Source organism: Cesiribacter sp. SM1 (assembly GCF_020178975.1).
In the GTDB taxonomy this organism is placed as follows: domain Bacteria; phylum Bacteroidota; class Bacteroidia; order Cytophagales; family Cyclobacteriaceae; genus Cesiribacter.
In genome coordinates, this window is the sequence record NZ_JAHXBU010000041.1 from 90,832 (window position 1) to 103,697 (window position 12,866).

Consider the following 12,866-nt stretch of genomic DNA (forward strand, 5'->3'; position numbering starts at 1 on the left):
CAGGCTGGCCTCCTTAAATCAGCTTTCAGATATTATTTAGCGCTGGCTAAGAGCGGTTCTTTCACGCCCTCGGGTGCTACCTCATCAGGAATAAGCTGGCGGTAGCGTGCATGGCGCTGCATGATGTTTTTTACATAACGAACCGGCTCGCTTCCGCGGCAGTAACCCAGAGAAACAACTTCGTCGTTATAAAAGGCCGGATCGGCTTTTTTCTCGATAAAATAAGCTACGTTATCTTCCCACACCTGCGGATCACGACCATGCTTACGGGCAAGCTTACGGCCGTCGAGTACATGACCCTGCCCTACGTTATAGGAAGCCAGTACAAACTTTTTCCGCTCATCCGGGTCTGGTACCTCATCTGCCCAGAACTTATCGAGCCACTGCAGGTAACTGGCACCTGCCATAATGCTCTGGCGTGGATCCATGGGATCTGCTGCGCCAAATATCTCCGCTGTTTCGGGCATGAGCTGCATGAGGCCTGATGCACCCATCCATGACTCTGCCTCCGGATTAAACTTGCTCTCCTGGTATACCACTGCTGCCAGCAGGCGCCAGTCCCAGCCAATTTTAGCGGCAGCGTCTTTTATGTGCTTGTCGTACGGCGACAGCTGGCTTCCGCTAATGCTGGAGTAGCTGCTGCTCGCAAGCATTTTCATGTTGCTGCGGTTCTTGAAATACTTATTGTAGATAACTGCGTAATCGGGGGTTTTGCGAATATCCTTTATCCAGCTGTTTACTGCTTTCAGGAGTTCCGGGGCATTCGTGCGTACGCCCCAGGCAATGCGCTGATGAAAGCTTAGAGGAGTTTTCACATCCAGGTTAGCATAATAAGCAGCATTCAGCTGTGCTATATTCTCATCAGCTACGGTATAGTCTATTTCGCCCTTGGCTACTTTCTTAATGAGCGCTTCTACCTCAACGGAAGGATCTTCCTCCCTGATCGTGATATCAGACCCGATCTCGTCGGAAAGGTTTACCAGCCGGGAGAAATGGGAGGAGTTCTTCTTCACATAAACCTCTTTGCCTGCCAGATCCAGCGGATTGCGGATCAGCTTTTTGTCGATGTTATCGAGGGTCATGTTACGCCAGGCCTTGGGCTTGCGTTGTACCAGCACCTGCCGCACCTCATTATGATGGAGCGTGAACGCAATCTTAGCCCGCCGCTCTTTGGTGATGGTAAGGTTGTGCGCAATAATATCGCCTTCTCCGCGCTGCAGCATTTCAAAGGCTTTATCCAGGCTGGTAGTAATTACGATCTCCAGGTCCACACCCAGCTTTTGCGCCAGGCGGGTGAGTAGGTCGTACTCATAGCCCATGGCCTGCCCTTTATAGATAAAATAGCTGGTTGAGCTGTTATCCACAATGGCAATAAGCCTTCCGCGCTTTTTAATCTGGGGCAAATCCAGCTCAACAGGTTCTTCTGCAGGGGCATCGGATAGTCCTCCAACCAGAGAAAGAGAAAGCAGATCTGCATGTTGGGTATCGGAATTAGTGGACTTGCATGATAACAGCACCAAAAATAGGCAAGCTGTACAAAATGATGCTCTCCACTGCTTAAGCGATACCTGCTTGTTCAGTTTTATTTCATTCATAACTCTGTTTTTGGGCTATAACCAACGCTCAAAATGAGCCAATTACAGCAGGTGAACAACAGAATTGTTGGCAACATACAAAAAAATATTAAAATAACAAAATAGCAGTCAGTACTGGCTGCTATCAGGCTGTATGTTGAGCAACAACCAGACCAAAAAATTGGGTTAGGTCTGGCTCCTGACTTCGTCAAAAAATCTTTGTATACAACGCATAATATAGCTCAGAAGTTGTAGCATTTTTCCTGGAAATCAAACAAATCCAAAAGTTGGGTGGTGTTACGATTATTGAAAGAGGTCTAAGCGAGACTAAAAAATCATCTCATATACTACCCGTTCAATGTTTTTAGCCATCGATTCCCCACCTAACTTGCATAAGCATCAGATAAGATTTTCTTTTTTATGTACAAATGTTTAAAGGTGTCTGCTGCCATTTTACAGACTCTCACAAAGGTCTAAACAACCTTTTTGTATGATGGTGTATGCCGCTTCGGAACTGTGGGGAAAGTAAGATCTGCTGATGATTTTTTTAGGAGCTGCCGGGGCAGTAACTGCCAGCCTGTAAACAATGCTTCAGTTTATGGAGAGGAGCAGGCCTGATCTTCTATAAAAGAAAAGCCTGTTCATGCTTTCAATATCAGCACGAACAGGCCATGATCAGTATTTACAATACGCGCTACAGGTCCAGATTTCCTGCAATTTCTTTAAGGGCAACTTCGCCTATTTTCGCCTGGTACAGTGCGTTGCTGTACCTTACTGTTGCATTAACATAGTTTAGTTGCGCATCTCTCACTTCCATGGTGGTGATACTGCCCAGGCGGTATTTTTCCATGGTAATATCAAGGTTTTGCCTTGCTATACGCTGATTCTTTTCCTCCAGCTTAACCAGCGTTAGGTTGGTAAGGTAGGTTTGATAGGTGGCAGCTAACTGCGATTGTATGTTCTGCTTTACCTGCTCAAGCTGTAAGGCGGCTGAATTCAGCATAATATCAGCATTCTGCTCAATCCTCCTCTGGTTTAAACCATTGAATATATTTACTGAGGCAGATACACCATAAGTAAAGCCATTACCGGTAGAAAGCGTTGAGAACCCCAGGGCAGATGCATTTCTGGTAAAGTTATAGCCTGTATTAAGGCCGATAACGGGGTATCGGGAGGCTCTGGCCTGTTTGTTTTCCAGCTCGGCAATCCGCCTGTTCAACACAGCCGCCTGCAGCGCCGGGTTTTGCTGGTTAGCCAGTGTGGAAAGATCAGCCAGGGATAAGCCCTCTTCGATCTGAATGCTGTCTGAAACCCTAAAATGAATGTTTACATCACGGGCCATGATCTCGTTCAGCAGGATCTGTGTATTACGGTAAAGCTCTTTTTGCCGCAGCAGGTTGGTGGTATCGGTATTAAAATCTACCTGGGCATTAAGTACTTCCAGGCGGGCAGCTTTTCCAATTTCAAAGCGTGTCTGTGCCAGCTCCACCCTAAAGCGGGATAGCGACACAGCGGTGTCGAAGGCCTGCAGCTGGAGCTGTTGCTGCACCAGGTCGTAGTAAACACTGATTACATCGCTCACACGGGCCAATACTGTTTGCTGTAGATTAGCCTCACCCAGCTTTTGCAGCTCCTGCAATTGTTCATAACGGGCAAACATCCCGAATCCATCAAAAATAGTCCAGCTAAGGCCTACGCCGTAGTTCAGGTTAGAGCCACGCCCCCAGTTTACTTCATTTACCTGTCCGTCGGCGCGCGTTTGTGAGCTATTCTGGATGGAGTTATTATTGATTACTGTTCCGGTAACTACCGGCAGCATTCCTGCATTTCCGCGGCTTACGTTGTTTTCGGCAATTAATTCATCGTTGGCCGATAGCTTAATGTCGTAGTTACGCTCCAGCGCTATTTTAACAGCCTCTTCTAAGGTTAAAAGCTCCTGCGCCTTTGCCTCCCCCACGCTTAAAACCAGCAGGAGGAAGAAGAGGCGCAGCAGGCCTTTTTTATTTTTTAGCATAATAACAATTGATCTTTATTAATGAGCAACGGCTTTTTCGTACTCTTCAATGTGGTCGAACTCCGGATGGTGTTTCCGTTCTCTGGACCACATAGAGTAAATGGCCGGAATCACAAAGAGGGTAAGAATAAGCGAGAAGATTGTTCCACCCACAATTACCACACCCATACCCATTCGGCTTTGTGCAGCAGCACCCAGGGCAAGTGCAATAGGCAACGCACCCAGGGCAATCGTTAAGCTCGTCATCAGAATTGGCCGTAAGCGGGCTTCTGAGGCTTCCATAATGGCATCCATTTTAGATTTGCCCTCTTCGCGTAACTGGTTAGCAAACTCCACAATGAGGATACCGTTTTTGGTTACCAGGCCAATGAGCATGATAGTACCAATCTGGCTGAAGATATTCCAGGTTTGGCCGAATAGCCACAGCGAGAGCATGGCACCGGCTACCGCCATGGGTACCGTTAAAATAATGATGAACGGATCAACAAAGCTTTCGAACTGTGCTGCCAGAATCAGGTAAATGAGCAGCAGCGCAAGGCCAAATGCAAAGGCTGTGTTGGAGTTACTTTCCACAAAGTCGCGCGACTCGCCACCAAGGTCTGTAGAGAAAGACTCATCCAGCACCTGGTCTCTGATCCGGTCCATGGCTTCAATACCATCACTAATGCTTTTACCTGGTGCCAGACCAGCCGATACTGTGGCAGATAAATAGCGGTTGTTGTGGTACAGCTGCGGCGGACTGCTGCGCTCCTCCAGGGTTACAAGGTTATCGAGCTGAATCAGCTGCCCTGTAGAACTGCGTACAAAGAGTGAGGTCAGGTCCATGGGGTCATCGCGGTCCAGGCGGTCAAACTGGCCCATTACCTGGTACTGGCGACCGTTCATGAGGAAGTACCCGAAACGCTGCCCGCTAAGCGAAAGCTGCAGTGTTTGGGCCACATCTATCACAGACACACCTAAGCTCTGGGCTTTTTCGCGGTCAATGGTAATGTTGATTTCCGGCTTGTTGAACTTAAGGTCTACATCGGCCATGGTAAAGGTTGGGTCCTGGCTTACCGCCTCCATAAACTCCGGTACTTTTTCCTCCAGCTGCGCAAAATTAGGCGCCTGAATGATGTACTGGATGGGCAGGCCTCCCCTGCGGTTAACCGATATGGTAGGCTGCTGAATAACATTGGTGCGGGCTTCGGGATAGCGGCGCAGCAAGCCAGCCAGGTCATCTGCTATTTCATCCTGTGTGCGTTCGCGCTCTTCTGGTGGCGATAAGGCCATACGCATAATACCCCTGTTGATAGAGGATGCGCCCCAGCCCGGAGAAGTAATCACCAGGTTCACCTGCTTTTCGGGAACGGTGTCATTTACAAGCGTATTCAGTTCCTCCATAAAGCGCTCCATGTATTCATAAGAGGCGCCTTCGGGGCCGGTTGCATAAATGCGTATCAGGCTTCGGTCATCATAGGGAGCGGTTTCTTTTTCCAGCGTAATGTAGAAAAATGCAGTCAGGCCCAGGCAGGCAAAGATAATGGGGAAGCTAAGCCACTTTTTCTTCATAAAGCTTCGCAGCGATGATGCATAGCTGCTGTTCATTTTCTGGAACATAGGCTCTGTCCACTCATAGAACCTGGAGCGTTTGTGTGTGCCGCCTTTCATTAAGTAGGCGTTCAGCATTGGCGTTAAAGTGAGGGAAACAAAGGCTGAAATCAATACAGCTGCGCCAATCACCACACCAAACTCACGGAAGAGCCTGCCCACAAATCCCTCCAGGAATATTACTGGTAAGAACACTGCTGCCAGGGTAATTGAAATAGAAATTACCGCCAGGAAAATCTCGTTAGAGCCTTTGATAGCCGCCTCAATGGGCGACATACCTTCTTCTACTTTCTTGTAAATATTCTCTGTTACCACAATACCATCGTCTACCACCAGGCCCGTAGCCAGTACAATAGCCAGCAGGGTAAGCACATTGATGGAGAAGCCAAACAGGTACATGACAAAGAAGGTGGCGATCAGGGAAACCGGAATGTCTATCAGCGGACGGAAGGCAATGCCCCAATCCCGGAAGAAGAGGTATATAATGGCGATAACCAGTATCAGCGCAATAAGAATGGTTTCGGCGACCTCTACAACAGATTTTTTGATGAACACGGTATTGTCCATCGCAATATCCAGCTGTATATCTGAGGGCAGCTCTGTTTTCAGCTTTTCATACTGGTCATAGAAGTTACCGGCAATTTCCAGGTAGTTGGTGCCTGGCTGCGGAATAATGGCCATGCCTACCATGGGTGTGCCAGATTCCGTCATTTTAGTTTCCAGGTTCTCCGCGCTAAGCTCAGCCCGGCCTATATCACTAAAACGTGTTATGGTTTCGCCCTTAGAGGCAATGATCAGGTTGTTAAACTGCTCCTCGGTAGAGAGGTTTCCTAAGGTTCTGATGGTTAGCTCTGTGTTGCTGCCACTTACTTTTCCGGTAGGCAGCTCCACGTTCTGCTTGTTAAGGGCTGTGCGAACATCTCCAACCGTTAAGCCGTAGGAGGCGAGCTTCATGGGGTCCAGCCACAGGCGCATGGCATAGCGCTTCTGCCCCCAGATCTGAACACTACTCACGCCCGGAATGGTCTGGAGGCGCTGTGAGATCGTATTCTCTGCATAATCGGAAATCTCCAGCTGACTACGGGTATTACTCCGTACCGTCATGGTGATGATAGGTTCGGAGTCGGCATCGGCCTTGGAAACAACCGGTGGGGCATCCAGGTCTTCGGGTAAGCTTCTTACCGCCTGCGATACTTTATCGCGCACGTCGTTCGCAGCCACCTCCAGGTCTTTATCCAGGTTAAACTCTATGTTAATGCTGCTGGAGCCCTGGTTACTGGTAGAGGATATATTCCGGATACCGTCAATAGAATTGATGGCCTTTTCCAGGGGCTCGGTAATTTGTGATTCAATAATATCGGAGTTGGCACCAGAATAGCTGGTACGCACCGACACAATGGCCGGATCTATAGACGGATATTCACGAACGCCCAGGAAGGTGTACCCAATTACCCCAAACAGCATCAGGAGCAGGTTGAGCACGATCGTGAAGACCGGCCGTTTTATACTAGTTGTTGATAAACTCATGCTATTTTAGATATTTATGGCTTTGCCAGGGCTACACGCACAGGGCTTCCTGCCTTTAGGGTCATTACACCGGTGGTCAAAACCGTATCGCCGGCGCTTAAGCCGGAGGTAACCAGCAGATCTTTTTCTGTACGGGTGCTGGTTTCGATCATTACTTCTTTGGCTTTGCCATTTTCTGCGATGAATACCTTCTTACCATTTTGCACAGGCACTACTGCCTGGGTAGGTATCAGGAGTGCATCTGAAATAACTGTGAGTGGCAGCTGTATATTCGCAAAAGAACCAGGGCGCAGGGCTCCATCTGAATTATCGGCGCGGGCGCGCAGTTGCAGGCTTCTGGTAGAGGCTTCAATAGCCGGCTCTATGGCGTAAACAGTAGCATTGAACTTATTAGGTGAGCCAGCCACTGTAAAGGTTAATTCTGTGTTTTCCTTCACCTGGGCTGCATATTTCTCCGGCACTGCAAATGTTAACTTTACCGGATTTACACTTACCAGGTTAGTGATTATCATATCAGGAGACAGGTAGCTGCCTTCAGAGATGGATCTTAAGCCTACTTTACCGGCAAAGGGAGCGGTAACAGAGGTTTTAGCCAGTTGTGCCTGCACAAGCTGTATCTGTGCCTTTGCAGTTTTTAGTTCGGCGCTGGCCACATCATATTCTTCGCGGCTGATGGCTTCTTTTTCAAGCAGCAGGCGGGCACGTCTTTCATTTTCTTCGGCCAGGGCCTGCCGTGTCTGGGCCTGGGCCAGTTGTGCTCTAAGCTCCGAGTCATCAATTTTCACCAGCACCTGGCCTTTTCGCACCTCGCTACCTTCCTGAAAGTTAATGCTGCGCACCAGACCCGATACCTGCCCTCTGACCTGCACCTGCTCATTAGCCTCGATAGAGCCGGTTACAGCAAGTGAATTAGCAAATCTCTGCGGAGTGGCAACTATGCCATTCACCTGCATGGCCGGCGCACCGCCCGGGCCTTTTCCGCCACCGGGGCCTGCTTCGGCCTGCGCTTTGTTGCTGGAGATCCGGTAATATACCAAAGCACCCAGGCCGACAATAAGAATGGCGTAAACAATATGTTTGATTTTCATAGAGGCAATTAGTAATAAAATAAGGTTTGAAAAAAGCTCAGAAAACAGGCAAAAACCAGTTAGTGAAGAATTTTTCCACAATAATAACAACTGAATCAGCAGAGGCCAAAGTTCCTCACTAACAGAATAGGTTCGGGCTCTTCTTTAGCCGCGCAGAAGGGCCCGAGATAAAAGGTAAGGCTGTGCATCATAAACAGTATTCTATGTGTTGGTTAATCAAAAAAAGCCGGCTTTATCAGCCGGCTTTTTTTAGATGTATATTCTTTCAGAAGGTTTAATCCTTACTGTAGATTTTTTATTTAGTCTCCACCAAAAATATAACGGATACCAAACTGACCTCTCCAACGAGACAGGAAGTCGCTTACAAAGTAAGGATTACCATCGTTTAATCCCTCACCTGTATAAGTATACACCGGCACACGGCTATCTGGATCAACAGACACATCAATCAATGAGAATGAGTTGTTTGTGATAGAGTACTGACGGCCCCAATCAGCATTGATCAGGTTACCCAGGTTGAATACGTCGAAGGTTAACTGAATGCGGTGATCTGTTTCACCCACAATGTTCAGCTTAATTTCGTGCATCAGGCGAAGGTCAACTTGGTTGGTCCATGGCAGACGGGCACCATTTCTTTCGGCATACTGGCCGCGTCTTTCGCTCAGGTAATCATCTGCTTCGATATAAGCATTCAGAGCGTTCCACTGAGCAATTTGCTCCTGCTCAGAACCAGAGAACTGTACTTCTGAAGAGCTGGCTGGCACATAAATCAGGTCGTTACCTGCAGTATTATCGTTGTTGATGTCATCACCATAAACATACGAGAATGGTATGCCAGACTGGCCATTGTAGAACAGGCTAAGGGTTGTAGCACTACCGCTTTCATAACGAAGCTTATAGCTAAGGGCAGCCACTACGCGTGAGCGTACATCAAAGTCGGAGTATCCCAGTTCAGGAGTATTCGGACCGTATACGTTCTCTACATATCTCCAGTTAGAGTAAGCCTGGCTGGAAGTACCTGCGTTAACATCCTTTGCAACACCATAGTTGTAAGAAACTGATGTTCTCAGGCCGTTATTGAAGAACTTTTGTAAAGTTGCAGAAGCATTGTAGGCATAACCTTCACTGGTGTTGGTAAGCAACAGAACGTTGTTAAAGTTATTATTACGGAATTCATCCGAGAAATATGGTCTGTTATCAGCACCAGCCAGTGTACCATCCTGCTGAACGTTCAGGTTTCTGTAGTCGATATTGCGCAGGTTTTTAGTGAAGATACCTTCAAGAGTACCAACAATACCACCAGGTAATTCCTGATCTACCGCTAAGTTAGCACGGAATACTTTAGGGAATTTAAAATCAGGATCTGTTACGTTGATCTCTGCAGCGCTTTCAGATCTGCCAAGATCAGCAGAAGTAGGCTGGCTGAAAGGATCTGGATTGAACCTGAAGTCTTCAGGAGTGCTCCGGAGGTTTACAAATGCGCTACCAATTACCAGACCAGTGTTGGTATATTGGTTAGACAGCCACACAAAAGGCAGCCTGCCTGTAAACATACCTACACCACCACGTACCTGAGTCGTGCCACTTTCTGTTGCTTTCCAGTTAAATCCTAAACGGGGAGAGAACATTACCTGTGCACCTGGCAGTTCGTTGGTTGCCACACCATATTCTTCGCCAAAAGCAGCGTTGAAGGCTTCGTTAACGCCAGGCGTTTCGCTGAATGTAGGAACGTCAATCCTAACACCTGCAGTCAGCATCAGGTTACGGGCAGCCTCAAACTCATCCTGCAGGTAGAAGCCAAGCTGATAAGCATTGAACTCTGCTCCCTGCATTGGATTATTGGTGCGAGAGTAAGAACGGCTGTATTGAGTAGGAACCACCTCATTTTCTGTGCCTACTAACTCAAAAAGGTCAAGGCCAGAATATTGAACACCATCGATCACCCTGTTGTCATAACGGTAAGCACCGTAGTTTTCACGAATGAAGAGGTTATAAGTAGAGTAAAACTCATTGTGCGTTCCCAGTGTAATGGCGTGCTTACCCATATAATAGGTAAAGTTGTTTGTGATGGTGAACACGTCCTGGTCAAGCTGGTTAGCTACAGAAAATGCCTCAGATCCTAAGTTGATCTGGCGACCACCACTCAGACGAATGTTTACAGCAGGAAACGGAGAGCCTAATGCTTCACGGTCGTCGCGTACTGTAGTGTAGCCCAGGCGGAAAGTATTCGACATGTTGGCTCCAATACGGCTATTCAGCTCAAGTACGGTAGAGTTGGTAGTAGTAGGGAAGAAAACACCTGCATTAGAGAAGTTTACCTGGTTTGGATTACGGGTAAAATCAAGTTCTTGACCATATACATACGAGTGACGCAGGGTCAGGCGGTGGTTATCGTTGATGTTCCAGTCAAGACGGCCAAATATTTTTTCGCTGCTGCGCTCATCGCTCAGAGACGCATACTGACCTGGATCATATCCCAAACGCTCAGCTACATCCACAACTCTTTCCAGCTCGTCGATAGTTATGTTGGAAGAAGAGGTACCAGGAGCAAACAGCAATGGACTTGTTCTGTTGGTAACCTCACCGTTTACAAAGAAGAAAAGCTTGTTTGGCACAATAGGACCTCCCAGGCGGAAACCAGTCTGATAGTCAGTGTAGTCGTCCAGGCGGGTTCTGGCTTCGTCCGGGCTTTTGCCCACCAGCTTTTCGTTGTTACCGAAATAGTAAGCAGATCCGGTAAAGTTATTAGTACCAGAACGTGTTACGGCATTGATACCTGCACCGGTAAAACCACCCTGCAGTACACTATAAGGAGCAATTACAACCTGTACTTCCTGGATCGCATCCAGAGAGATAGGCTGAACACCTGTCTGGCCACCGTTAGTACCAGTAGCAGAAAGACCAAATACGTCGTTGTTTACAGTACCATCAATGGCAAACTGGTTGTAACGGTTGTTTTGGCCGGCAAATGAAATACCACTACCACCGGCAGTGCTAGCCTGTGGGGTAAGGCGGGTAAAGTCGTTCAAACCACGTGAAATGGTTGGCAGTGACTCCAGTTGTTCTTCAGTAACGTTAGTAGCAGCACCTGTTCTTTCGCTGTTCATTACCGGGTTGGTATTCGCGGTAATTTCAACTTCCTCAAGAACACCACCTTCTTCAGTTAATGAAGTATTCAGCACATACTCCTGGCCTAACTTCAGGTTAATACCATTGTATACTTTAGGCTCATACCCTACAAAAGATACGGTTACATTATAAGGACCACCTACCTGCATGGCTGGTATTGTGAAACGGCCATCAGCACGTGTTGCTGCACCATAGCGAGTACCTGTAGGTTCGTGTACGGCAATTACATTTGCCCCTGGCAATGTACTTCCGTCTGCAGCACTCACTACACCACTCATGCTAGCTGTAGTAATACCCTGTGCCCAACTGAAGTTAGGCAGCAAGCATGCAGCAGTAAATAAAACACTAAGTAGAAATTGCTTCATTATATGTGTGATTAATAAAACTTTGCAATGCAAAATTACACGCCGTCTTCTATTGTGGCAGCGAAATTATGTTATAAATATGAGAACATCAAGCACACATTTTTCACATTAGCTTAACATTGGAATCCAGACAACGTTTGCGCTTCAGCCACAATACAACGCATATCAATATATTGAATATCAGACCATTAACTCACCCACATTGTTTATACCATCTGCACTTTTTTTGTAACCGGCAAATCTTACAATTCAGAATTTTATTCTAAAAACAAAGCTTAAATCGATATTTAAAAGCATTTCAACAGTTAAAAACATCCGGAATCAGGCTTATTCTGGCATGGTGTTAAATAATTTTCATATCCAAAATTACCTGCCAAAGCAGGGGCTAAAAGCAGCGTTTTTTTGATCCTTAACAAGCCTTAAAACAGGTATATTTTTTTTTGCTATCGGAATATTTTTTTAAATCCGGCACTCAGGCGCACCTTCCAGTCCCGGTAAGTTTTAGTCTCATTTTTAACTTCTGCAGGTACGCCAAGCAGAAAACCATAGGGTTTCAGTACATCTACAGCATCAAAAACCACCTTTAACATGGCTATGAAGGGAATAAAGAGAATCATGCCGGCGGGGCCCCATACCGCACCGCCTACAAGTAAGGCCAGAATAGCTGCAAAAGGATTTAACTGTACTTTGTTGCCCACAATATTAGGTGTAATGAAGTTTCCCTCCAGCACCTGTACCAGCCAGAATATAATGGCAATGGAAACCGGGTAGAGCAGGGAGTCTGTTGTAAAAAGGGCATACAGAATTGGCAGCAAGGAGCCAATGAAGATTCCGATGTATGGAATAATGGTGAGCAGCGCTGCCAGAAAGCCAAAGAAAATGGCATACCTGATTCCCACCACCGACAATCCTATAATATTAAGTACGGCTACAATACATATTACCATAAACAGCCCCAGGATGTAATCCTGCATTACCTGCTGTATTTGCTCCAGTACCCGCTGAAGCCGATCGTGCTGCTGCCGTGGCATTAAGCGGTAAAGAAACTCCTTGAAAAAACTGCGGTAGTAGAGCATAAAGAACAGCCCGATGGGCACAATCACCAGGTAATTAAGTATACCCGCCGTTATACTGAAGGTGGTACTGTAAATAGCACTACTGTTCTGCAGAAAATTGTTAACCGATCTTCTGAAATATTCTGACTGTACCGACTGATCAATTCCAAACTGGCTTTCAAAATAGTTCTGAACCTGGCTTAGCTTCTGATCAACCTTAACACTTAGCTCGGGCAGTTCTCTGCTGATGCTGTCGATCTGCAGTCCAAGCATATAACCAACGCCGGCAATAATACCCAGCATCAGTAGTATGCAAAGAACGGCTGAAATACTGCGAGGTATAAGCGCACGCTCAAACCGCTGGCAAAGCGGAAAAAGCAATAGCGAGAACACCATTGCCAGAGACAGAGGTATGAGTATACCTTTAGCTACAATAACGGCGTAAAACGTAAGAATCGCACCCAATAAAATAGTTGTATATTTAAAATAGCCGGGAAATTCCATGTATAGGTTTATCTTTAACG

The 12,866-nt window shown here is 46.9% G+C and carries 6 protein-coding genes; all 6 read right to left on the reverse strand.

What is annotated here, in order from left to right; genetic code table 11:
* Positions 1–32 precede the first annotated feature (32 nt).
* The 6 genes from KWJ01_RS06160 to KWJ01_RS06185 all read right to left on the reverse strand — a co-directional run bounded on the left by KWJ01_RS06160 (position 33) and on the right by KWJ01_RS06185 (position 12,846).
* The gene (locus KWJ01_RS06160) at positions 33–1,517 is read right to left on the reverse strand and encodes a transporter substrate-binding domain-containing protein (RefSeq protein WP_224995605.1); all 1,485 of its coding nucleotides are present in this window, start codon (positions 1,515–1,517) and stop codon (positions 33–35) included.
* 751 nt (positions 1,518–2,268) lie between these two features.
* A complete protein-coding gene (locus KWJ01_RS06165; protein ID WP_224995554.1) occupies positions 2,269–3,588 on the reverse strand; it encodes a TolC family protein in 1,320 nt (439 codons plus the stop codon).
* 18 nt (positions 3,589–3,606) lie between these two features.
* The gene (locus tag KWJ01_RS06170) at positions 3,607–6,705 is read right to left on the reverse strand and encodes an efflux RND transporter permease subunit (protein ID WP_224995555.1); all 3,099 of its coding nucleotides are present in this window, start codon (positions 6,703–6,705) and stop codon (positions 3,607–3,609) included.
* 14 nt (positions 6,706–6,719) lie between these two features.
* Positions 6,720–7,793, reverse strand: coding sequence for an efflux RND transporter periplasmic adaptor subunit (locus KWJ01_RS06175; RefSeq protein ID WP_224995556.1), 1,074 nt, complete (start codon positions 7,791–7,793; stop codon positions 6,720–6,722).
* 299 nt (positions 7,794–8,092) lie between these two features.
* Positions 8,093–11,287: a carboxypeptidase regulatory-like domain-containing protein gene (locus tag KWJ01_RS06180; RefSeq protein ID WP_224995557.1), complete on the reverse strand. Its 3,195-nt coding sequence runs from the start codon at positions 11,285–11,287 to the stop codon at positions 8,093–8,095.
* Between the two features lie 443 nt (positions 11,288–11,730).
* Positions 11,731–12,846 (reverse strand): AI-2E family transporter, encoded by a 1,116-nt coding sequence (locus tag KWJ01_RS06185; RefSeq protein WP_224995558.1) that lies wholly within the window; start codon positions 12,844–12,846, stop codon positions 11,731–11,733.
* Positions 12,847–12,866 lie beyond the last annotated feature (20 nt).